Annotated in this window: 16 protein-coding genes, 1 tRNA gene and 1 pseudogene; 6 read left to right on the plus strand and 12 right to left on the minus strand. The window is 61.3% G+C overall.

Features of this window, described 5'->3' with window-relative positions:
* The first annotated feature begins 720 nt into the window (after positions 1 to 720).
* The 3 genes and pseudogenes from N2602_RS34820 (at position 721) to N2602_RS34830 (ending at position 3,564) form a co-directional block, all read left to right on the plus strand.
* Entirely contained in the window at positions 721 to 1,089 is a 369-nt protein-coding gene (locus N2602_RS34820; protein WP_260380938.1) for a hypothetical protein, read from the plus strand.
* Positions 1,090 to 1,137: 48 nt separating this feature from the next.
* A pseudogene (locus N2602_RS34825) lies at positions 1,138 to 2,694 on the plus strand (ISL3 family transposase).
* Between the two features lie 69 nt (positions 2,695 to 2,763).
* The gene (locus N2602_RS34830) at positions 2,764 to 3,564 is read left to right on the plus strand and encodes a zinc ribbon domain-containing protein (protein ID WP_260380939.1); all 801 of its coding nucleotides are present in this window, start codon (positions 2,764 to 2,766) and stop codon (positions 3,562 to 3,564) included.
* 181 nt (positions 3,565 to 3,745) lie between these two features.
* Here the strand turns inward: N2602_RS34830 and N2602_RS34835 are convergent, their stop codons facing one another.
* Genes N2602_RS34835 through N2602_RS34845 form a run of 3 tightly spaced genes read right to left on the minus strand, consistent with a single transcriptional unit; the run spans position 3,746 to position 6,688 of the window.
* Positions 3,746 to 4,720: a hypothetical protein gene (locus N2602_RS34835; protein ID WP_260380940.1), complete on the minus strand. Its 975-nt coding sequence runs from the start codon at positions 4,718 to 4,720 to the stop codon at positions 3,746 to 3,748.
* Positions 4,707 to 6,029, minus strand: coding sequence for a class I SAM-dependent DNA methyltransferase (locus N2602_RS34840; RefSeq protein ID WP_260380941.1), 1,323 nt, complete (start codon positions 6,027 to 6,029; stop codon positions 4,707 to 4,709). The genes N2602_RS34835 and N2602_RS34840 overlap by 14 nt, the downstream gene beginning before the upstream one ends.
* Positions 5,942 to 6,688, minus strand: coding sequence for a hypothetical protein (locus N2602_RS34845; RefSeq protein ID WP_260380942.1), 747 nt, complete (start codon positions 6,686 to 6,688; stop codon positions 5,942 to 5,944). The genes N2602_RS34840 and N2602_RS34845 overlap by 88 nt, the downstream gene beginning before the upstream one ends.
* Positions 6,689 to 7,141: 453 nt before the next feature.
* On the opposite strand from N2602_RS34845, the gene N2602_RS34850 reads away from it, so the two are divergent.
* Positions 7,142 to 7,786, plus strand: a complete 645-nt coding sequence (locus N2602_RS34850) for a recombinase family protein (protein ID WP_311738773.1) — start codon at positions 7,142 to 7,144, stop codon at positions 7,784 to 7,786.
* Between the two features lie 153 nt (positions 7,787 to 7,939).
* Here the strand turns inward: N2602_RS34850 and N2602_RS34855 are convergent.
* Together N2602_RS34855 and dndB are read right to left on the minus strand one after the other, a co-directional pair.
* Positions 7,940 to 8,879, minus strand: a protein-coding gene (locus N2602_RS34855) for an IS630 family transposase (RefSeq protein WP_409241874.1) whose coding sequence is annotated in 2 segments (ribosomal slippage) — positions 7,940 to 8,542 and positions 8,544 to 8,879 — 939 coding nt in all. Because the reading frame shifts where the segments join, the coding sequence is not laid out codon by codon here.
* 99 nt (positions 8,880 to 8,978) lie between these two features.
* Positions 8,979 to 10,055 (minus strand): DNA sulfur modification protein DndB, encoded by a 1,077-nt coding sequence (gene dndB / locus N2602_RS34860; protein ID WP_260380944.1) that lies wholly within the window; start codon positions 10,053 to 10,055, stop codon positions 8,979 to 8,981.
* A gap of 298 nt (positions 10,056 to 10,353) precedes the next feature.
* On the opposite strand from dndB, the gene N2602_RS34865 reads away from it, so the two are divergent.
* Positions 10,354 to 10,896, plus strand: a complete 543-nt coding sequence (locus N2602_RS34865; protein ID WP_260380945.1) for a recombinase family protein — start codon at positions 10,354 to 10,356, stop codon at positions 10,894 to 10,896.
* A 263-nt stretch (positions 10,897 to 11,159) separates the two neighbouring features.
* Here the strand turns inward: N2602_RS34865 and N2602_RS34870 are convergent, their stop codons facing one another.
* The 4 genes from N2602_RS34870 to N2602_RS34885 form a co-directional block, all read right to left on the minus strand.
* Positions 11,160 to 11,513 carry a hypothetical protein gene (locus tag N2602_RS34870; RefSeq protein ID WP_260380946.1) on the minus strand — a complete coding sequence of 118 codons (354 nt, stop codon included), beginning with the start codon at positions 11,511 to 11,513 and terminating at the stop codon, positions 11,160 to 11,162.
* Positions 11,514 to 11,650: 137 nt separating this feature from the next.
* On the minus strand, positions 11,651 to 12,118 hold the full coding sequence (locus tag N2602_RS34875) for a DUF6538 domain-containing protein (protein WP_260380947.1): 468 nt from the start codon (positions 12,116 to 12,118) through the stop codon (positions 11,651 to 11,653).
* Positions 12,119 to 12,493: 375 nt separating this feature from the next.
* A tRNA-His gene (locus N2602_RS34880) sits at positions 12,494 to 12,570 on the minus strand.
* Positions 12,571 to 12,997: 427 nt separating this feature from the next.
* Positions 12,998 to 13,432 carry a phasin gene (locus tag N2602_RS34885; protein WP_172788978.1) on the minus strand — a complete coding sequence of 145 codons (435 nt, stop codon included), beginning with the start codon at positions 13,430 to 13,432 and terminating at the stop codon, positions 12,998 to 13,000.
* Positions 13,433 to 14,090: 658 nt separating this feature from the next.
* Here N2602_RS34885 and N2602_RS34890 point away from each other — a divergent pair.
* Positions 14,091 to 17,447 (plus strand): PAS domain S-box protein, encoded by a 3,357-nt coding sequence (locus N2602_RS34890; RefSeq protein WP_260383792.1) that lies wholly within the window; start codon positions 14,091 to 14,093, stop codon positions 17,445 to 17,447.
* A 162-nt stretch (positions 17,448 to 17,609) separates the two neighbouring features.
* Here N2602_RS34890 and N2602_RS34895 read toward each other — a convergent pair whose 3' ends face one another.
* The 3 genes from N2602_RS34895 to N2602_RS34905 form a co-directional block, all read right to left on the minus strand.
* Positions 17,610 to 18,782, minus strand: a complete 1,173-nt coding sequence (locus N2602_RS34895) for a thiolase family protein (RefSeq protein ID WP_172788976.1) — start codon at positions 18,780 to 18,782, stop codon at positions 17,610 to 17,612.
* A gap of 326 nt (positions 18,783 to 19,108) precedes the next feature.
* On the minus strand, positions 19,109 to 20,698 hold the full coding sequence (serA, locus tag N2602_RS34900; protein ID WP_260380948.1) for a phosphoglycerate dehydrogenase: 1,590 nt from the start codon (positions 20,696 to 20,698) through the stop codon (positions 19,109 to 19,111).
* Between the two features lie 166 nt (positions 20,699 to 20,864).
* Positions 20,865 to 22,037 (minus strand): phosphoserine transaminase, encoded by a 1,173-nt coding sequence (locus N2602_RS34905; protein ID WP_260380949.1) that lies wholly within the window; start codon positions 22,035 to 22,037, stop codon positions 20,865 to 20,867.
* Positions 22,038 to 22,060: the final 23 nt, after the last annotated feature.

Raw genomic sequence — 22,060 nt, forward strand, 5'->3', positions numbered from 1 at the left:
TCGCAAGCGCTGCGGGGACAAGAAACGTCGACGCCGTTACATAAGCGGAGGCGAGCCGGACTCGAAGGCCGATTTAACGGTCTCGCTCGCCTAACCGTTCTGTCCCGGTAGGTCGGCCAGATTGGCCTGCGGGCCCGGGACCGGATGCCTTAGCCTGTCGGAGGTTCTCTAGGTCTCGTCAGGATCGAGTACGTGGAACGATCTCCGTATAACCACCGTTTGGTCATCCATTCTTCGAAGGCCGGGCCTGCCGACGACGGTCCATTGCAGATCCTCCTGGCCCTTGAAAGGGGGCCGGGCCTCGCCCTCGGCCGACCTGGCCCTGTTCTCTTCGCCCAGATGCCCTTATGCGCGATCCACTTACGGTGGCCGCCCCGGGGCTCCCACTCGACGATTTAAAAGATTTGCTAGGACCATGAATGACTGGCAGAAATTCGCCTGACGAGAATAGATCCGGATTACCGTATTGAGAGACCGATCTCCATTTATGGAGATTAGCCTGTCGAGGGATATGGACGGTAGGCGAATTTCGCGTTTCACTAGCCTCCGCAATGGCGCGGCGAACCATCGGGTGACGAGGTTCGCGGTTGTAACCGCCGGGGTACCAGAACTATGCGATCTGGATGGGAGCGGAGGAAAGTAATCAAGGCGCTTGCCGCGACAGCAGGCGTTGCGCTTGTTGATCCATTCGCAATCCCACCGGCCAAAGCGATCGCGCCGATGGCAGCACTTGCGGTCGCTCAGGTTGCTCTCTCAGTCTTTAGTGCGATTCAGTCACTCAATGCTAAGGGCGGCGGCCTGGGAGAACAATTTGCAGCCATCAACCTCAAGTTGGATCAGATACTTGAAAATCAGATCTATGCTCTGCAGGCGATAGCTCAGCTCCAGAGGTCAATCGATGCATTGGGACGTCAGGTCGGCGGATTGCTCACCTTAGAGCGGTATCGTTCACTCGCGATAGCGATCTATAATCTGCGGGACGACTTCCAGCGATTTAGCACTGTGCTCAAGCCCACGATCGGCCAACGCAAACGCACTATGTCGCCAACTGTGCTTCGGCATGGAATAAGGGCTCTGACTCACTTTTGATGCAGTTCGAGGGATGTCTGCCGTTTCGATTGGAGGAGAATCAGCGCCATGCAGCAAGCACTCCACCGCTCCAGTCTAGTGCCGCGTGGGTTTGTTGTAGAGAGTGCGTGCTACGAGGGTGACAAGGCCATTATCACGGTCCGGGCGTCCCGGAGTGTCGGCCTGTGTCCATCATGCGGGACAGTTTCGCGGCGTATCCATAGCCGGTATCGACGACGCGTGGCCGATCTGCCGCTGTCCGGGCGGGTCGTAGAGCTCCTGGTGATCGCCCGCCGCTTCCGCTGCGAGGCCGTCCTGTGCGGACGCCAGATCTTCACCGAGCGTTTCGCCGATGGGATATTGGCCCCATCGGCGCGACGCACGGTGAGGCTGGACTCTATCGTCCACCACCTCGGTCTGGCGCTTGGCGGTCGACCGGCAGCGGGCTTCGCAAAACGGCTGATGCTGCCAGTGAGCAAGGATACTCTCCTGCGCGTGGTCCGACGCCGCAGTCGTTCGCCGGCTGACCAGCTCAAGGTTATCGGCATTGATGATTGGGCCTGGCGGCGCAATCACCGATACGCCAGCATCATCTGCAACTTGGAGAGGCGACGGGTAGTCACCTTGCTGCCGGATCGTGAGCCCGCGACCGCACAAGCCTAGCTGGCTGCTCATCCCACGATCTCGGTCGTCGCCCGCGATCGTGGCGGCGGTTATGGCGAAGCGGCAGCAAAGGCCCTGCCACACGCGGTGCAGGTCGCCGACCGCTGGCATTTGATGGAGAACGCAAGTCGGGCCTTCCTTGATGCCGTCCGCAAATCGATGCGCCAAATCCGTACAGTCATCGGCGCGACCACGATCGATCCCAAGCTGCTTACAGCAGCCGAACGCCTTCAGTATGAGGGCTATTTACGCCGCGAGGAGACCAATGCGGCCATCCTGGCTCTGTCGAAGAACGGCATACCCATCAAGCAGATCGTGCGCCAGACCGGCCATAGCAGGAAGCTGGTACGGCAGGTGATCCGCGGCGAACGCACCGATATCTTCCGGACTCGGCAAAGCTCGTTGGATCTGCATTTGCCATGGCTCGATGATCAGTGGGCGGCCGGCCGTTGCAACGGGGCTGACCTTTGGCGTCGCTTAAGAGCGCGTGGTTTCCACGGCTCGCTACGCGTCGTCAGCGAGTGGGCGACCCGCAGACGACGAGCCGAAAGAGCCGACGCACAGAACCTGCAGCGGATCCCGTCGGCCAGAACAATCGCGCGCCTCATGACGATCGGGCGGGACTTGCTCACGAAAGCGGAGACCGTCACGGTCGCGGCGATCGAAGCTGGCGTACCAACCCTGGTCGAGGCACGCGAAATCATCGCCGAATTCCACCTGATGATCCGGCGCAAGACCGAGGCGAGCCTCATCCCATGGATCCAGCGCGCCCGGGCCAGTCTCGTCGCTTCGTTCGCCAGCGGCGTCGCCAAGGATGAAGTCGCAGTTCAAGCAGCATTCACTTTGCCCTGGTCCAACGGACAGACTGAAGGTCAGATCACGCGCCTCAAGCTCGTCAGACGTCAAATGTACGGCCGTGGCAAAATCGATTTGCTTCAAGCCAGACTAATGGGTGCAGAATAGTCGGCGCTGCACCAAACTTGCGTCAGAGCCCCTTTTGGATGCCGATAGGGGGTCCCAGTCGAACGCCGATTGACAGAGATCGTTACATCCAAGGTTCCGGCGATCATCGATCTCCATTTATTTGAAGAGGTCCAGCGTCAACTCCACGCCCGCAGTCCGAAGGTCGCCGCGCCACGCGTGACGACGGGACCGATCCTGCTCACGGGCCTCGCCGTTTGCGCGACCTGCAGCGGGGGAATGACCTTGCGGACCGGCACCTCGAAGACCGGCGCCATCTATCGATATTGCGCGTGCTTGACCTGCGCCCGAAAGGGCAAGAGCGTCTGCAAGGGCCGGTCGATTCCGATGGCGAAGCTCGATACCCTTGTCACCACTCACCTGACAGAACGGTTGTTCCAGCCGGAGCGGCTGGCTGCCATCTTGTCCTCGCTCTCTTCCCGGCGATCGGAAAAGGCGGACGCGGCGAATGCCCGGATTGCCGCTCTGCAGCGCGAGGTCGCCGACGCCGATGACAAACTCAAACGCCTGTATCGGCTGGTTGAGGAGGGCATGACCGAAATGGACGAAGTCCTGAAGGACCGTTTGAATTCGCTCAAGGCCGATCGTGAGCGCACCCGGAGCGCCCTCGAGCGCGCCAAGTCGCATTCATCGGAAGCCGTTCAGATCGACCCCGTACTGCTGGAGCGGTTCGGCCGTACCATGCGGGAGAATTTTACCGCGGGGGCGATTCCATTCCGAAAGGCATATCTGCAAGCCCTGATCGACGTGATCGAGGTCGACGATACCCAAATCAGAATCAAAGGCAGTAAAGACGTGCTCGAAAGGCGGTCTTGGCCACCCGGAACGGGCCTGTTCCGGGTTCAGAGATGAGTACTAGGTGGCGCTCCCTAGGGGAGACGAAGGGCAACCCGGGAAGACACTGAAAGACCAAAACAAATCGGCTTAACTGCTCTTCGATTGCTACCACGGGCTGCTACCACCAGCAAGGTTTGCCTTGAGCTAGATTGCTTGCCGACGACAACCTTTCTGACCCTTACGTCCGGAATTGCCATCAACCGAGTGTAGGCGCCCCCTGATGCGCGGACGGATCGACTGCGGTCTTGATGTAAGCCCAGTAGGGTGAGGCCTCTACAACCGCTCGAATGGTTTCTTCGTCGATCATGCCGCCCTTTGCCGGAATACCTATCTGAAAGCGCCGGAGCTTATCGGAGTAACACTTCCGATAATAGGAATACCGCCAGCGCTCCCGATTTACCATCGTTTGTATGAACATTTCGGTAGTGGGCAGTAGAGGGCCTTTAGGATGACAAACTGCAACGTCGTCTTTCGCGGCAAATTTGTAGGGATGATATTTTGCCGTAAGGGTGTTTTTCCCGTTGAAGGCTATCGTTATACGGTCGGCGTAGGTTGGAGCGTCGCCCACGTCAAAGTAGCCTACGACGCCGTTATCGGAGTGCCCGCAAGAGACGATCGGCACTTTCCCAGGAGGAAGCTCTCCCACGCTGTGAAAATGACCCGGCTCCAAGTCGTAGAAGTCCCCTAGGCGAAACATCTTCAAATTTAGCTTCCACTTTTCCCGCTTGACGTCAGTCCGCTTCGGCAGTGCCGCTTTCACGTCGAAGCTCAAGTTAGCCGGCATCTCGTCGGGGACTTTGAGGTGGCGAAGGCGGTCCACTGTCGTCTGCCGATACCAATTGAACCGCCAGCGCAGGTCTGTATTGATATAAGATGCGATGTAAGCAAGCTGCTCAAGCGGCATGGGCGATTTGGGCTCAAGCACGGAGAGACCATTGCCCGCGCGCCCGCAGGCCACAAAAGGCGCCGCTTGCACTGTGGCCTCGCAGAACGCTGACACTGCAATGCCAGTGAACTGAAAAACTTTATCATCAGGTAAGGGAGTGACGAACCCTGTGACCCCATTATCCGGAAAGCCATTTCCGATGTACGGAACCTCGCCGCTGTCATACTCGCTATAGAGTCCAGACTTGGCTCGATGCAAGTTGAATAGTTCTTCAATCGGCTTCATCGTAGTTCTCTGACCGCGTTTCCTTCCCGAAACGAACCAAGAATGCGGCCGTTTCGCGTACCATGTCGTCTACCGCTTTCGCCAGAACTTCGGGAGAGGGCGGTTCAGAGTCGACGTAAGCTTCTGGCAAGAGCTCCAGCAGAGGATCATCATAGTCGATAGGTGCGGTCTTACATAGTCGCGGGACGTTGATTGACGATGCCCCGGGAGCTGCAATGAAAGCGCGCAACGGGGTCAAGATTGCTGGTACTTGGTCTAACTCAGTTCGAGGCGGTCTAAGTTCCTGAGCAGGAAGCCGCTTAGACTTCACCTTCAAATGACCATCACGCTCGATCCTACCCCAAAACACGGGCTGGTCCTTTGGATGTGGCTGGCCCTTTTTGATGATAACGCCCGCCACTTGCTTTAGTGCAGCAGGATAGAAGAGTTCGTCTGGCATTGTGACTACAGATAGCAGAGTGTGATTTCGCAACAGCTCATCCCTGCGCCAAACTTTCTCTTCGCGGCTCCCAAATAAGGCATCGAGGGGCAATAGGCTAAACAGAACGCCCCCATCGGACATCAAAGAAAGCGCGTGAGTGACGAACTTGTATTCATGTTCATTGCTACCGCGAAGAGCAAAAGGCGGGTTCATGAGAACTCGCGTTACCGGCTCGTTGCCTGGCTCCGCAGCCGATTTCGTGAACCGAGCAGATGCGTGTCCGTCGACGTTTTTTGCGGTTATGAACGTCGTGAAGCAATTCCCTTCGGCGATGTTGTGCTTACCGTCTCCACGGAAGATCATGTTCACAATCGCCATGACAGCGACATAGGACTCCTGCTCAATTCCGAACAGATTATACCGCTTGAACTTCTCAATTTGTTGCTTAGTGCTGTTACGGCGCACATGATCAAACGCTGCAACCAGGAAGCCGCCAGTTCCGCAAGCTGGGTCTAGGACGATGTCCTTGGGTCCCATTCCGATGGCCTCGACCGCGAACCGCGTGATGTGGCGGGGAGTCAAAACTATCCCGATTTCCTTTGCGCCGTTTCCGTACTTGAGAAACACTTCGTAGAACTGCCCCAGCACGTCCGTGCTCGAATTCATCGCCGAGCGGATGTTTAGGTTTTGGAGTTCAAGGATTGTTTTAACGAGCGCGTTTCGGAACTTGACGTGGTTCGTGGTACTTGTTGGGGGGAGCAATTTCACGAAAGGTGCGAAATCCGGCTTTTTGTTCGCCGTCAGCTCGGCTTCACTGCGCGAATTGATATCGGCGATAAGGATTGGGAGCTTTGTATCCAAATCGGGAGGAGTATCAATGACGGCCAAGAGTAACGCGGCGATCGTCTTGGCGCGATCATTTTTATTAATCCCGCCCGCGTGAAGAATTTCGTTGATCCGCTCAGCGGCCGAAATGAAAAGCCATTGTGGCGCGCAAACTCGTGGACATCCGAGCCGCCTTTGAGAAGCACCTTCACGTCGTCGGACGACAATAAGCCAGTCGCTTCTTGCTTGTTGATCGTAACCGTTACCCATTTGCCATCCACGCGGATGGCTGTGCGCATCAGGTAGCCCGCTTCCTCGTTGCCCGCGACACCGGTCGCCAAAAGCGCTTTGTATTGACCCTTGGTGCCATTGATTTTCTCGCAGTAAAAATTCGTCGCTTCGTCAAGCGCCTTGTCCAGTTCCTTCCTCGTTGCCTTCGCCTCGATCACCCACAAGAACTTTTCTGATAGTTTGATCACGTTCTCCGGGCGCACTAACCCAAAAGCCTCCTTCATCTGCGGATCAGCAAGGCACTGGTTCTGAGTCCAGACCTGTCCGTTTCCTCCTTTGCTAGGGTCCTTAACTACCCACCCGAGGTCCCGCAGACGTTGTCTAATGAAAGCATAAGCTTCCACTTCCGACTCTTTTGCCTTGGCTAGCTTTGGGCTCTTCGGGAGCAGCGGCAACTGCGCTTGCTTCGGACTCTTACCGTTCTTGGCCATTATTGTTTGCGCCCTTTGGCAGTTTTTCGGATTGATCGATAGGGTTGATCCCAGTTTGCACTCTTGCACTTCGGGCAAACGCGGGGCTTCTCATCGCTATCGCGGGTTTCTTTCTGCGGCAGCCATTCGTGCCCACAGCGGCAGCGGCAGCCCGAGAGCGGGACCACCCCAATTTCGATCGGAGCTTTTGCCACCTCACGACTCCGTAAAAGGATTTACTCTTGATAAAGACCAAAGGTAGTGAGTGTCAATAAAGAGATTACTAATGGTAGCTACGATTAAGAGCTTCCCTTCGAGAATGCATGGATCGGCGCCGCCCTTCTGAGCGAAACGAGGCGGCGCAACGTAAGAACTATAAGCTTGTATTAATACATAGTTTGTGGAGGGCCACTCGACCGAGCGCAGACTAATTACCTACATCCGTGTCTCGACTCCCAACAAGGGCGCTCGGGGTTGGACATTGAAGCGCAGCGGCAGACGCTCGCTAACTTCGCGCAGGCTGAGGGGTTCACGGTAGTGCGCGAGTTCGTAGAGGAGAACGGCAAGGGTGCTGATGCTCTGGACCGCCGACCGCAGCTAAAGGCGGCCGTTGCTGCCGCAAGGAAGATCCGGTGCCACGTAGCTGTAGCTAAGCTGGACCGGCTCAGCCGCGATGGGCATTTCATTTCCGGGCTGATGGCGCATAAGGTGCCCTTCGTGGTCGCTGAGCTAGGGCCAGACGTAGACCCGTTCGTGTTGCACCTCTTCGCTGCGCTTGCCGAGAAGGAACGCGCGTTGATTTCGACACGGACACGGCAAGCCCTATCGGCCGCCAAGGCTCGCGGGGTCACGCTGGGCAACCCGAGGCTTCAAGTGGCCCGCAAAGGCGCTGTGGCCGCTGTGAAGGCTGAGGCTGATCGCTACGCGGCCAACGTGCTGCCGATCATCGGAGGCGCAGAAGGCCGGTGCGAGCACGCTGCGGCAGATGGCAGAGGCCCCGAATGCGCGCGGTGCTCGTCGTGGCCGCCGGTACGCGCAGTCAATCGCAAACATGCTGGAACGGGCTTGAACGGAAAACAGTGGCGGACTGCGGCCCTGTCCTTCTTAAGTGACCGATAAAGCTCTGCGAAGCCTGAAAGGGCCCAAGGGTCGGCATAGGTTCAATCGCGATGTAGGGTTGGGCATCAAGTCTACGCTGATTGTGGGAACCGCAAATGTGAAGGGCCGCCGGCGAACCGACGGCCCCGCATAGTTCTGCTAAACGTGATGACATTAGGTTCGATAGCCTGAATTTTTGAGGTAGTTGGCGCATTCCTCTGAGGTAAAGGCATCGAGTGCGTGGCCGATTGCTGCGCAGACAGCGTCGACGGTTCGCGCGGCAGCTTTGCGGACCAAGTGCTTAAGCTTGGCAAAGACTTGTTCGATCGGGTTCAGGTCTGGCGAGTATTTTGGCAGGAAGAAGAGTTTGGCGCCGACCGAACGGATGAGCTGGCGAACCACTTTGCTCCTGTGGCTACCGAGATTATCCAACACGACGATGTCACCGGGCTGAAGGGTCGGCAGGAGAACCTTCTCGACATAGGTGCGGAAGCTCACGCCATCGATCGGCCCCTCGATGAACCATGGCGCATCGATCCGGTCATGGCGCAGGGCCGCCAGGAAGGTCATGGTCTTCCAGCGGCCGTGGGGGACTTTTGCGTGAAGTCTGCTCCCGCGCGGCGCCCATCCCCGCAAGGGGGCCATGTCGGTCCTGGTCCAGGTCTCGTCGATGAAGACCAGCCGTTCAGCTTCGACGCGATCTTGATACTTTGCCCACTGGGCTCGCCGCCGCGCGACCTCGGGACGATCGCGTTCGCCAGCCGCCACGCTTTTTTTTGAAGCTGAGCTTCTCGGCATGCACGAAGTCCCATACCGAGTGATAATCGACTTTCAGGCCGCGCCCGGCGAGCTCAGCAACGAGACCGCGTATGGTGAAATCGCCGTCCTTGATCCGCTGCGACAGCCAGACCGCGTGCCCACCCGAGATTGCCTTCGGCTTGTAGCCGCCGATCTGGCTGGGCTCGACACTGCCAGTCTCATCAACCCGCTTCATCCAGCCGATGGCCGTGCTGATTGCCACCCCAAATTGCTTGGCGGCCTGATTGCGGGACATCCCGCCCTCGATCGCGGCCACAACACGCTTGCGAAGATCAAGAGAGTACGGCTTGCCCATCCATGCTGGCCTCCGTCCAGCCAGCATGGTGAATCAGAAACCGGCTGATTTGGGAATCCCAAATCGATTCAGCATAAACCCATCCCGCTTTAGAGCGGCTTAAGCCGCAGCCTTGGTGATCGAGCGCTGCTCGGCTTCTGTCAGGTCCATTCCAAGCCGTCCCTTGATGTAGGACTTGGTGGCGGCACGGGCTTGGCGATTGGAAACAACCGAATTGGCCACGATGCACACATCCTGCCAGTCAGGGTTCGTTTTTGACCATTCGATGTGTTCCAAGGCCGCGAGACGGTCTCGCCAATCATCCGATTTCATCAATTCGGCCCCGAGGCCACCAAGGGCGCGCAGGACGGTGGAATGGGTCGAAATACTATCCGAGCGCACTTCACTCGCCAGTTTCTGGCCCTTCAGGACCTTGCCCCAGTCCGGCATGTGCTGCGCGACGACCGTCCAATACTCGACCAGCCGCTTGGTGTTGCCTTCAACGTCATTTTCGTCCTGGTCCTTCAGAAGATCATTATTGGCGTCGTAGACCGCCGCCAAAGTAAAAATCTTCGTAGACTTGGCCTTGAGGCCGGCTTCCACCTTCTCGGTCAATTCCTTGAAGACCGGGACCTTATCGAGCGCGAACATAGTGGCGATTGAAACAGGGTCGCGCTTATCAAACAGCACGTCGAGCGACTTGGAGGTTTTCACCACGTGCCGGTTCAAATCGGTGAACATCTGCTGAACCCGCGTGATGTTCTCCCAAGGAAACAGAAGAACCGAGATGGTCTGGCTGGCCAAATGGGGGTTCTTCTTCACGGCCTCGACAATGGCCGCGCAACGATGCTGGCCATCATTGATGATTAAGTCATCCCCCATCTTGACCTTGAGTGTGCCGATATTGTCGGACCCGTCAGGCTGCGGGGAAGAAACGAAAATCGGCTCGGCCTTGTAGGAGGCGGTAATCGAGGCGAACAGATAATCGTCTTCGTTGTCGAGAATGTAGGAGGTAATCGACGGTACGCGGCTCTTGTTGAGAGCCCGTTGCTCGCGCTGTTCCGGGCTCAGGTCCGTCCACTGACGCTCGTCAGGGTCGAACTTGAACATGTTAAGAATGGCCTCCAGCGGCATTAGGCAGGAGTAGTAGGTGCGGGTTCCCATTTTCCCGCGAAGGGCCGGTACGTGAACGTACATGTGTCTTGCTCCAAACAGAGCTCAAGTCCCTTTAGAGCGACAATCGCTCATGTCATTGGGAGAGCTCATGCTGTCAACTATGACAGCTCCTTGCTGATTCGCATAGAGCTGACTTGAAAATAGTAGCGAGCTCTTAATCACGTGCTGTGAATTGGGGGGTGCGCTGGTGGCCTCGATGGCTATGCCCTGCCGAGACACGGCGACGAGACGCAAATACTGTCTTATTAGGATTGACTTCTATGTTTCGAGACACCATAGTCTTGTGGTCTAGATCCTAATGAGACAGGAGCGCCCATCAATGACCATTATCGGCTACGCCCGCGTGAGCACCACGGACCAAAACCTCGAACTGCAAGAGACCGCCTTGCGCGCGGCAGGCTGCGACCTGATCCGTGCGGAGAAGCGCAGCGGCACAACCACGGCAGGACGTGAGGAGCTTCGCACTGTACTCGACTTCCTTCGGGCCGGGGACGTGCTGATGGTGACTCGAATTGACCGGCTGGCTCGCAGCATCGGGGACTTGCAGGACATCGTGCGCACCGTGAAGGCGCGCGGCGCATCCCTGAAGGCCACCGAGCAGCCTATCGACACCAGCACGGCAGCGGGCAAATGCTTCCTCGACATGCTCGGTGTGTTCGCAGAATTTGAGACCAATCTTCGCAAAGAGCGGCAGCTCGAGGGCATAGCGGACGCCAAGGCACGCGGTGTGTACCAAGGCCGCAAGGCTTCCATCGATCCTGCACAGGTGAAGGCGTTGCGGGCGCAAGGCATGGGGGCATCGGACATCGCGAAGGCCCTCAAGATTGGCCGCGCCTCAGTTTACCGTGTCCTTGAGGGCTGAGGGTGAGCGCCGCGCGGCAGCTAAGGTGCGTCTAAAGGGACTCCGGCCCCGGTGGGGGCCCTGGGCCACCAGTTTGGGCCCCCCTAGTTCAAAAAGTCGGGCTAAAGCCATAGGCCCCTGTCGAGCTAAACAGGGCCGCTCAGCTAGATGGCAATCTCCGCTATAGCCTCCACAAACCGACTTACTAGAACGATCGGTTTTGAGACAAGGAATTGATTGCATTAGTGGTCCGTTCAAATACTGGGTCCCGGTCGAACCGCCAATCAGTGCGAAATGTATGCGCGCCAAATAGATGTGGCCCCGGCGCCTAGTATGAACGCGCTAACAAACATCAGCACGCGTCCGATCAGCAACTCATTTATGTCCGCGCGATCCTTGATAGAGAGATCAAAGATTCTGTCTATTTTCGCCACCAGGTAACCCGTTACGAACGTTGAAATCGCCGTTCCATAATCGGAAAAATTCGACTTCTCTCCCGGTGATTGGGGGGTCATTAGTATTCCCACGACCCACCCGATTAGCCCCCCAGCAACAATAATCTGAATGCTCAGGGGTGCCGATGCTCCCTGCCGCGATGCGGTCACAAAGATCACAGCTAGCGCGGCAAATGCGAACACGTAACCTATCCAAGGCCCTATCCAAGTAGTCATGTTACCCTCCCAATAGCTTGTGGAAGACACACTTATTCAACCACAGGATGGGCGTGATGGTAAGTCTGCGCGATGGAGGCCACCAAGCTGTTCGCATGTCATGGTCATCCAACTTCGACGATCCAATCGTGCCTCCGAACGGTTGGACGCTGATCACGCTCAAGGACGCCGCGAACTACATCCGCGTTGACATTCTCGCCGTGTGGTCCGGTTGTCTCTAGCCTGCCCGAAAACCTGAGCGCTTCATCTTCCTTCAGCGTCGTGGCGTGGACCCACTCGGCCATACGCTTGATTTCGGCATCGTTGAGAGTGGAGCGCGGCGACACTTTGGATTCGGGCGATTGCTGCTGCGTGAGCGCCTCAGCCGCTCGGATCGTGCGGTCGAGATCAGCGAGCGCGTGCGTCGCCCTCCGATTTGCCTCGCGGCGGTCTTTCGTCCCGAGCGACTTCTTGAGGTATTTCTGCGTCGGCTTCTTGCTGTCGAGCACGCGAGCTACGGCGCTCTGAAGCCTGTCCGGCACCTTGCGCTGAACGCACCAAACGCCAGCAGTGTTTGTCACGAGATAGGGCATTGTGGGCATCAAAAACTACCAACACTTGCTACCAGTCAAGAGCAGCAAGACGTGATTTGCGCGATGTTTTTGAATTCTCAGCGCTTCTAGAGCCGCTGGCGCTCCCTAGGGGAATCGAACCCCTATTTCAGCCTTGAGAGAGCATTGGTGTCAACGCTCGTCACGAGTTGAGCTCGATTAACCGGCAGATCCGGGGGATGCTCGTGCGAGTCCGTTCATTTCCGACCGCAACCCGCAGGCCGGACTAAGCGGCATCTGGCCAACGTGCCATTCGGTCGCGCAAGGCGAGCGCAATGCACTAGTGCTCTCGTGGTAGCTATCTGGTAGCTACAGCAATCCGCAAGCCTTCGATGATTATGTAAGTTCGTGATTTGTTGGTACAGTTGGGTGGGCTCGAACCACCGACCTCCTGTTCCACAGACAGGCGCTCTAACCAACTGAGCTACAACTGCATCCTTGCGAGCCGCGCCTTGGGCTGCCTGAAAAGGCCTGATGCCTGAGGGGGGCTGGACGGGGCGGAAACTAGGTGCAACGGCCCGGTTTGGCAAGGCCGCAAAACCCGATATTTCCCCTCTTAAACACCAGGAAACCAGGTCGATCGGCCGGGCGGGATCACCTCTCCCCGGCGGGGAGAGGTCGGATTGCTCTGGTGCGCGAATGCGCGCCGGAGCGATCCGGGTGAGGGGCCGCATCCCGCAGTGAGACCTGAGCCCCTCACCCGGATCGCGCCGGACGATGCTTCGCATCGCCGGGGGCGATCCGACCTCTCCCTCCGGGAGAGGTGGACGGAGTGCTGGGCGCGAGCGGAGCGAACCCATTTCAAAAGAAAAAACCCGGGCCTTTTGGCCCGGGCTTCGCATCTCACACCAATCCGACCGCTCAGGCGGCGGACGGATAGTACTTCGAGGCGCTGGCCTTGATCGGCTCGGCGGTCTCGGCGGCGACGCGCTGGGTGAGCTCGACCAGCTCCTTGGCCTGGGCCTGGTAGGTCTCGAGCTGCTTGCGGGCGTGGCCGGTCCACAGCTCCATCGCTTCCGTCGGCGACTTGGCGCCGAACAGCTGCTGGGCGAAGTCGAGCTGGGCGCTCGAATTGGCCTTCATGAACTCGACCAGCTTGGCAGTGTACTCGCTCGCGCCCTTGGAGGCGGAGGTGAAGACGGCCTCGACGGTGCCGTTGTGGGTCTCGGCGGCGTCCTTGAACTTGGCGTAGTTCTCGCGGGCCTGCGCCGCGCCCTTCTCGGCGAACGCACGCATCTGCTCGGGAACCTCGAACGGGATGATCGAGGCAGAAAACGGATCAGTCGCACCTGTCATGTTGGTCCCTCACGCTAATTGAAAAAATGGAGTGAGCCTTCTGGCGCGCCCGCCGGCCCCCATCATGGGCCCTCGCATTGAGCGGGAACGAAGACTGGAAACGCGAAACAATCGAGATGGCTCGCCCAGCGCCAAGCACTATGACTGCCTATCATGTCAACATTGTGCATCGCAACGCGGCAGAGACGTGCGGTGCGAAATTTAATCTCGGGGAGGATGAGGTTCCGGGGTGGGGAACCGGGGTTGAAGTGAAGAGGCACGGAGGCGAGCGGCTTTCTTACCCTCCGCTGGAGGGGAGGGTCGATCGCGCGAAGCGCGGGCGGGGTGGGGTGATCTCTCCACTCGGGGACCGCCCGTGGGGAGAGACTGTCACCCCACCTCGGTTCGCTCTCCGCTTCGCTGCGTGCGAACCGATCCTCCCCCTCCAGGGGAGGATGGCAGCGCGCATGCCGCGCGCCCCTCCCCAACCCACGAATCCCTTGGATGCAACATCGGCTCGGCTTGCGGGGGTGGCGGGATTAAGGTTATCGCCGCTTGGGGGGCGCTTGCGGGCTTTGGGCCGTGGACCTGGTCGCGCCTTCCGGGCGATACTAACCCTTTCTTAAGGCTGTCATTCCCGGCAGCCGCCACACGTGATGCGTGAGTGACAGCCGGCCTGATGACGCGTTCGGATTTCCAGTTGCGAGGGGTGGGCGATCCGCGGCTGGCCGTGCATGCGACCTCTGCCCTGCCGGCCTGGCTGTGGTCGACCGACGGCGCGCGCGTGCTGTGGGCCAATCCGGTCGGCGCAAAACTGTTCGGTGCGGCCAACAGCGCCGGCCTCGCGGACAAGGTGTTCGGCCCCGCCGACAGCCATCGCCGCCAGGTGGTCCGGCTCGCCCGACAGCTGCCGGCGAACGGCGCGATGCGGCTCGAGCGGCTGCGCGGCTTCGGCGCCCGGCTAGGGGCGCTGATGACCTGTGCTTGCGCGCGGCTCGACTTTGCCGATGGCAGCCATGCCGTGCTCGTCATCGCGATGGACCCGACGCTGCGCACGATGCCGCTGGTCGAGCGGCTGCATCGGCTGGTCGCCGGCGCCAAGGTGCCGATGGCGGCGTTCGCGCCGGACGGTTTGTTCGTCGGCGCGAGCGAGGCCGCCCACGCCCTGCTCGGCTTTCGCGATCTGTTCGAGGCCGGCCTTGACCGCGCACGCAGCGATGCGCTGGCGAGCGGCCGCGCCGCGACGCCGATCGGCATCGGCCAGATGGTGCTGCAACGGGTCGGTCAAGGCGCCGATGTCGGCCTGGTCGCGCTGATCGAGCCGGGCGCCACCACAGGGGCGCGCGATGCCGCGCCGGAGGTCACGCCCGTCGCACGGCCGGACCCAGTGCCGGATCACGCGCAGCCTGCGCTGCCGGACGAGGCGCCGTCTGCGATCGCGCTGTTCGATGCTTTCGCCGAGCCGGCCGAGGCACCGGTCGAGACGAACGCGCCTGATGTCCCCGAGGCGCCCAAAACTCCGGTTGAAAACCAGCCGCAAGCCATTGTGTCGCCGCAGCCCGCGCCGATCAATGCGGGCATGGTCGAGCCGACTTCGGGCCAGCACTCTTCGGGCCAGCACTCTTCAGGCCATGATTCTTCGGGCCAGCAAGAGCCGGCCGCACCGCGTCAGCATCCGCTGCGCTTCCTCTGGCAGATGGATGAAGAGGGCCGCTTTGCGCTCGGCTCCGATGACTTCATCCGCCTGATGGGCACGCACACGGCCGCCGGCTTCGGCCGCCCCTGGCGCGAGATCGCCGAGGCGTTTTCGCTCGATCCCGAAGGGCGCGTGGCCAAGGCGCTCGACAGCCAGGACACCTGGGCCGGCATCACAGTGAACTGGCCGGCCGACGGCGACGAGCACATTCCGGTTGAGCTCGCGGGCCTGCCGGTCTACGACCGCAACCGCAACTTCGCCGGCTTCCGCGGCTTTGGCGTCTGCCGCGATCTCGACGCGCTCAACCGGCTCGAGGCGCTCAGGCGCTTCGAGCTGCTCGTCGACCCGCCGGCGCAGGATCGCTCCACTGAGGCCGTCGCGCTCGATGCGGAGGCCGAGCCGCAAGCCAAGCCTGAAGCGGCGGCGGAAGCAGAGGTTGAGGGCGAAGCAGTGGCGGCGCCGCCGCCGATCGCGCCATCCGAGCCCGAGCCTCAAGCCGAGCCCGACCTGCCAGAGCCCACAAGCGAGACGACTTCACACCCAACCGAACTGGACACGCCCGTGGAAACGCCTCCCAATGTCGTGCCGTTCCGCCCGCACGGCGATGCGCGGTCTCCGACGCTGACACCGGTCGAGAACAGCGCGTTCAACGAGCTCGCGCGGCAATTGTCCGAGCGGCTCGAACGCGAGCGCGAGAGCATCGCCACCGACGCGGCCGAGCCGGTTGCGGAGCTCACCGCCGAAGCGCCAGTGCCCGAGCCGGAGGCGCCGCAGGCCGCAGCCGAATGGCTGACCGAGCCCGCACCGCCGCCGCGCGGCGCGAGCGCGCGCGACCGCACGCTGCTCGACCTGTTGCCGACGGGCATCCTGATCTATCGGCTCGACCGCCTGCTCTACGCCAATCCCGCCTTCCTCGCGCGCATGGGCTATGACAGCCTGACCGCGCTGGAGCATGCCGGCGGGCTGGATGCGCTCTATGTCGAGCCGGGCGTGTCGGCGGCCAGCAGCACCTCGCAAGGCGGCACGCCTGTGACGATCAGCGCGGCGGTTGCGAATGGCGACGCACCGCTTCCGACGACGGAAGCGCATCTGCACACCATCGACTGGGACGGTGACGGCGCGCATGCACTGATCTGCGCGCTGCCGGAGGCGGCACCGATCGCCGCGCCTGCCGTTGCGGAGACCGTGGTGGAAGCAGAGTCTGACGCCGCGGACGCGGAGCCAGCGGCCGGCGAAGCCGAGGCCGAGGATCTCGCCGCCATCCTCGACACCACGGCCGAGGGCATCGTGATGTTCGATGCCGAAGGCAACATCCACGCCTGCAATCGCAGCGCGGAGGCACTGTTCGGCTATGACGGCGAGGCGCTGCTGCAGCAGAATTTGCTGACGCTGTTCGCGCCCGAGAGCCAGCAGATCGTCGCCGATTATCTGCAAAGCCTGAAGAGCCAGGACATCTCCAGCCTGCTCGATCACGGCCGCGAGGTGCTGGGCCGCGAGAAGAAGGGCGGCGTGCTTCCGCTCGCGATGATCATGGGCCGCACGCGCCCCGAAGGGCCGAACTTCTTCGCCGTGTTCCGCGATCTCTCGCACGCCAAGAAGGGCGAGAGCGAATTGACCCAGGCCCGCCGCCTCGTCGACGGTGCGGCGAATGCCAAGGCCGACATGCTGGCGCGGATCAGCCACGAGATCCGCACGCCGCTCAACGCCATCATCGGCTTTGCCGAGGTGATGATCTCCGAGCGCTTCGGCGCACTCGGCAACGAGCGCTACGGCGAATACATGAAGGACATCCGCGCGTCCGGCGAGCGCGTCATCGCCATCATCGACGATTTGCTGGAGCTGTCGCGGATCGAGACCGGCAAGCTGGACCTGAATTTTTCGAATCTGAACCTCAACGACCTGGTCGAAGCCTGCGTGACGGTGATGCAACCGCAGGCCAACCGCGAGCGCATCATCATCCGCACCTCGCTCGCCCATGCGCTGCCGCAGGTGAGCGTGGATGCGCGCGCGATGCGCCAGATCACCATGAACCTGATCTCGAACTCGATCCGGCTTGCCAGCGCCGGCGGCCAGGTCATCGTCTCGACCGCGCTGACCGATCGCGGCGAGATCGCGCTTCGCATCCGCGACACCGGCCATGGCCTTTCCGAGCGCGAGGTCGCCGCCGCGATGGAGCCGTTCCGCACCCCGCCGCCGGGCGACGCCGCCGACAGCTCGGCACTGAGCCTGTCGCTGACGAAAGCGCTGGTCGAAGCCAACCGCGCGCGGTTCAACATCAAGAGCGCCGGCCATGGCACGCTGATCGAGGTGGTGCTCGCACCGGCGCTGGCGGGGGCGTAGGGCTCCGCCGACATTGCGAGCGGAGCGAAGCAATCCAGACTGCCTCCGTGGTGAGACTCTGGATTGCTTCGCTTCGCTCGCAATGACGATGGGGATACAGCTCGAGCAAAAAAAAGCACGGCGCTTGCGGCGCCGTGCCCTTTCGCATTGCTGCGGCCTGGATCAGCTGTAGATCTCGAACAGGCCGGCGCCGCCCTGGCCGCCGCCGATGCACATCGTCACCACGCCCCACTTGGCCTTGCGGCGGGCGCCTTCCTGCAGCAGGTGGCCGGTGAGACGGGCGCCGGTCATGCCGAAGGGATGGCCGATCGCGATCGAGCCGCCGTTGACGTTGTACTTGGCGGGATCGATGCCGAGCTGGTCGCGGCAATACAGGCACTGGCTGGCAAAGGCCTCGTTGAGCTCCCACAGGTCGATGTCGTCGATCTTGAGGCCGGTGCGCTTCAAGAGCTTCGGAATCGCGAACACAGGACCGATGCCCATCTCGTCCGGCTCGCAGCCCGCGGTCGCCCAGGCGACGAAGCGGCCGAGCGGCTTGAGGCCGCGCTTCTCGGCGTCCTTGGCTTCCATCAGCACCACGGCGGCGGCGCCGTCGGAGAGCTGGCTGGCATTGCCGGCGGTGACGAACTTGCCCGGGCCCTTCACCGGCTCGAGTTTTGCCAATCCTTCCATCGTGGTGTCAGGGCGATTGCATTCGTCGCGATCGACGACGTAGTCGACGATCGATTCGGCCTTGGTCTGCTTGTCGACGACCTTCATCTTGGTCTTCATCGGGACGATCTCGTCCTTGAACTTGTTCGCCTGCTGCGCCGCGGCCATGCGGCGCTGCGATTCCAGCGAGAACTCATCCTGATATTCACGGCTGAGCTTGTAGCGCTCGGCGACGATGTCGGCGGTGTCGATCATCGCCATGAAGATGTCGGGGGCGACCTTGAGCAGCTCCGGATCGATCGATTCCTTCGGCGAGCCGCCGCCCGGAATCGAGATGCTCTCGACGCCGCCGGCGACGATGCAATCGGCGCCGTCGGAGCGGATCGAGTTCGCGGCCATCGCGATGGTCTGCAGGCCCGAGGAGCAGAAGCGGTTCACCGAGACGCCGGCGGTGGTCTTCGGCAGGCCGGCGAGCAGCGCGGCCTGGCGGCCGATGTTCGGCGCGCCATGGGCGCAATTGCCGAGATAGCAGTCCTCGACATAGTCCTTCTCGACGCCGGCGCGGTCCACCGCGTGGTGAATGGCGTGGGCCGCGAGCGACATCGGCGGCGTGATGTTGAACCCGCCGCGGCCGGATTTTGCCAGGCCCGTGCGCGCATAGGAAACGATGACGGCTTCACGCATTGTTTTCTCCCTTGTCGAACGATTTTGAACGGAGCGTATTTACGAGGCGTTCTGGCGCCATTGGTACACAGTTTGGCAGGCGCGGGGAAAATAAAACGCCGCCTCCCGGCGAAGGAAGCGGCGTTGTTCCGCGGGTCGGAATATGTCTGTAGAAGGCGAAGGAATTCGACTCTGTTGGCCTGCTGTGTCACCTCTTCCCAGCGGGGAGAGGTCGGATTGCGCCAGCAATCCGGGTGAGGGGCCGCAGCAATCGGTGAGAGCCTAACCCCTCACCCGGATCGCATCTCGCGATGCGATCCGACCTCTCCCTTCGGGAGAGGTGAAGATCAGAACGTCAGCGCCTTGGCCTGCTTGACCTGCGGCAGGGCCTGCACCTTGGCGAGCACGTCGGCCGGCACCACACCGTCGACCTCGACCAGCGCAATGGCATCGCTGCCGGGCGCGACACGGCCGAGATGGAAGGTGGCGATGTTGATCTTGGCGTCGCCCAGAAGCCCCGCGAACTTGCCGATGAAGCCGGGCTTGTCCTCGTTGGTGACGTAGATCATCGACTTGCCGAACTCGGCATCGACCCGGATGCCCTTGACGTCGACGAGGCGCGGCTTGCCGTCGTGATAGACGGTACCGGAGACCGAGCGCTCCTGGCGTTCGGTCGCGACGGTGACGGTGATCAGGCTCTCATAGTCGCTCTGGGCGGCGCGGACGATCTCGTCCACCACCATGCCGCGCTCCTTGGCGACGACGGGCGCCGACACGACGTTGACCTCGCCGAGCATCGGCCGCAGCAGGCCCGACAGCACCGCTGAGGTGATCGCCTTGATCTTCATCTCGGCGACGTGGCCCTCATAGGTGATCTCGACCTTGAGGATGCCGCTCTCGGTGAGCTGGCCGGCGAACGAGCCGAGCTTCTCGGCGAGCGCGATGAACGGCTTCAGCTTCGGCGCTTCTTCCGCCGTGATCGAGGGGAAGTTGACCGCGTTCGAGATCGCGCCGGTGAGCAGGTAATCCGACATCTGCTCGGCGACTTGCAGCGCGACGTTCTCCTGGGCTTCCGTGGTGGAGGCGCCGAGATGCGGCGTGCAGATCACGTTGGGATGGCCGAACAGCACGTTCTTGGTCGCGGGCTCCTCGACGAAGACGTCGAAGGCGGCGCCCGCAATGTGCTTGGCGTTGAGCGCTTCGACCACCGCCTGCTCGTCGACGAGGCCGCCGCGGGCGCAGTTGATCAGGCGGACGCCCTTCTTCATCTTGGCGATCGCCGTCGCATCAATGATGTTCCTGGTCTTCTCGGTCAGCGGCGTGTGCAGCGTGATGAAGTCGGCGCGCTTGAGCAGATCGTCGAGCTCGACCTTCTCGACCCCGATGTCCTTGGCGCGCTCCGGCGACAGGAACGGATCGAACGCGATCACCTTCATGCGCAGGCCAAGCGCGCGGTCGGCGACGATCGAGCCGATATTGCCGCAGCCGACGACGCCCAGCACCTTGCCGGTGATCTCGACGCCCATGAAGCGGTTCTTCTCCCACTTGCCGGCCTGGGTCGAGGCGTCGGCCTGCGGGATCTCGCGGGCCAGCGCCAGCATCAGCGTGATGGCGTGCTCGGCGGTCGTGATCGAATTGCCGAACGGCGTGTTCATCACGATGATGCCCTTGGCCGTGGCGGCCGGGATCTCGACATTGTCGACGCCGATGCCGGCGCGGCCGATCACCTTCAGCTTCGTCGCCTTCTCGAGGATCTTGGCGGTCGCCTTGGTCGCGGAGCGGATCGCAAGGCCGTCGTAATTGCCGATGATCTCGGCGAGCTTGTCCTTGTCCTTGCCGAGATTGGGCTGGAAGTCGACCTCGACGCCGCGGTCCTTGAAGATCTGCACGGCTGCGGGCGAGAGCGCGTCGGAAATGAGAACTTTGGGTTTGGTCATGGGGATGTGTCCTTCACACCCTCCCCTGGGGGAGGGTCGGCGCGAAGCGCCGGGGTGGGGTGAAGCTGCAACAAAGAAAATTGCCGGTGCGCCGTGTGGAGAGATCACCCCACCCCGCCGCACCTGACGGTGCGTCGACCCTCCCCCTCCAGGGGAGGGTAAGAACTTACGCTGCTTTGGCTAGCGTGGCCTTGGTCTCGGCGAAGGCCCAGTCGATCCACTGCGTCAGCAGCTCGACGTCCTTTGCTTCCACCGTGGCGCCGCACCAGATGCGCAGGCCCGCCGGCGCATCGCGGTAATAAGCGAAGTCGTAGCCTGCGCCTTCCTTCTCGACGAGGGCCACCAGCTTCTTGCTGAACTCCGCCTGCGCGTCCTCGGAGAGCGAGGTGATCGCGGGATCGGTGAACTTCAGGCACACCGAGGTGTTGGAGCGGATCGAGGCGTCCTTGGCGAGGAAGTCGATCCAGGGCGTCTTCGCCTTCCAGTCGGCGAGCACCTTGGTGTTGGCATCGGCGCGCGCGATCAGCGCCTTGAGGCCGCCGATCGACTTGGCCCAGTTCAGCGCATCGAGATAATCCTCGACGCAGAGCATCGACGGCGTGTTGATGGTCTCGCCGACGAAGATGCCTTCGTTGAGCTTGCCGCCCTTGGTCATGCGGAAGATCTTCGGCAGCGGCCAGGCCGGCTTGTAGGTCTCGAGCCGCTCCACCGCACGGGGCGACAGGATCAGCATGCCGTGCGCGGCCTCGCCGCCGAGCGCCTTCTGCCAGGAGAAGGTGACGACATCGAGCTTGGCCCAGTCGAGAGCTTGCGCAAACGCGGCCGAGGTCGCATCGCAGATGGTCAGGCCTTCACGGCTCGCGCTGATCCAGTTGGCATCAGGCACGCGCACGCCGGAGGTGGTGCCGTTCCAGGTGAAGACGACGTCGCTCTTGGGATCGACCTTCGACAGATCGGGGATCTCACCGTAAGCCGCATTGAGCTTGGTGACGTCCTTGAGCTTCAATTCCTTGACGATATCGCTGACCCAGCCCTCGCCGAAGGATTCCCAGGCGAGCGTGGTGACGGGCCGTGCGCCGAGCAGCGACCACAGCGCCATCTCGACCGCGCCGGTATCGGAGGCCGGCACGATGCCGATGCGGTAGTCGGCGGGGACCTCCAGCACTTCGCGGGTGAGGTCGATGGCGAGCTTGAGCTTGGTCTTGCCGATCTTCGCGCGATGCGAGCGGCCGAGGGCTGCGTCCTTGAGATTTTGGGCGTTCCAGCCGGGGCGCTTGGCGCAGGGGCCGGAGGAGAAATGCGGCACATTCGGCCGCGAAGCGGGCTTCGCTACAGTCATGATCTACCCTTCCAGATAGTAAG

The organism is Bradyrhizobium sp. NC92 (assembly GCF_025200865.1).
Lineage (GTDB): Bacteria > Pseudomonadota > Alphaproteobacteria > Rhizobiales > Xanthobacteraceae > Bradyrhizobium.

What these genes read in the sequence shown, in the direction of transcription:
- N2602_RS34890 (WP_260383792.1), top strand. Translation starts at nt 14,091, where the DNA reads ATGACGCGTTCGGATTTCCAGTTGCGAGGGGTGGGCGATCCGCGGCTG.
- N2602_RS34905 (WP_260380949.1), bottom strand. Translation starts at nt 22,037, where the DNA reads ATGACTGTAGCGAAGCCCGCTTCGCGGCCGAATGTGCCGCATTTCTCC.
- N2602_RS34885 (WP_172788978.1), bottom strand. Translation starts at nt 13,432, where the DNA reads ATGACAGGTGCGACTGATCCGTTTTCTGCCTCGATCATCCCGTTCGAG.
- serA (WP_260380948.1), bottom strand. Translation starts at nt 20,698, where the DNA reads ATGACCAAACCCAAAGTTCTCATTTCCGACGCGCTCTCGCCCGCAGCC.
- N2602_RS34845 (WP_260380942.1), bottom strand. Translation starts at nt 6,688, where the DNA reads ATGGCCAAGAACGGTAAGAGTCCGAAGCAAGCGCAGTTGCCGCTGCTC.
- N2602_RS34875 (WP_260380947.1), bottom strand. Translation starts at nt 12,118, where the DNA reads ATGCCCTATCTCGTGACAAACACTGCTGGCGTTTGGTGCGTTCAGCGC.
- N2602_RS34895 (WP_172788976.1), bottom strand. Translation starts at nt 18,782, where the DNA reads ATGCGTGAAGCCGTCATCGTTTCCTATGCGCGCACGGGCCTGGCAAAA.
- N2602_RS34865 (WP_260380945.1), top strand. Translation starts at nt 10,354, where the DNA reads ATGACCATTATCGGCTACGCCCGCGTGAGCACCACGGACCAAAACCTC.
- dndB (WP_260380944.1), bottom strand. Translation starts at nt 10,055, where the DNA reads ATGTACGTTCACGTACCGGCCCTTCGCGGGAAAATGGGAACCCGCACC.
- N2602_RS34820 (WP_260380938.1), top strand. Translation starts at nt 721, where the DNA reads ATGGCAGCACTTGCGGTCGCTCAGGTTGCTCTCTCAGTCTTTAGTGCG.
- N2602_RS34835 (WP_260380940.1), bottom strand. Translation starts at nt 4,720, where the DNA reads ATGAAGCCGATTGAAGAACTATTCAACTTGCATCGAGCCAAGTCTGGA.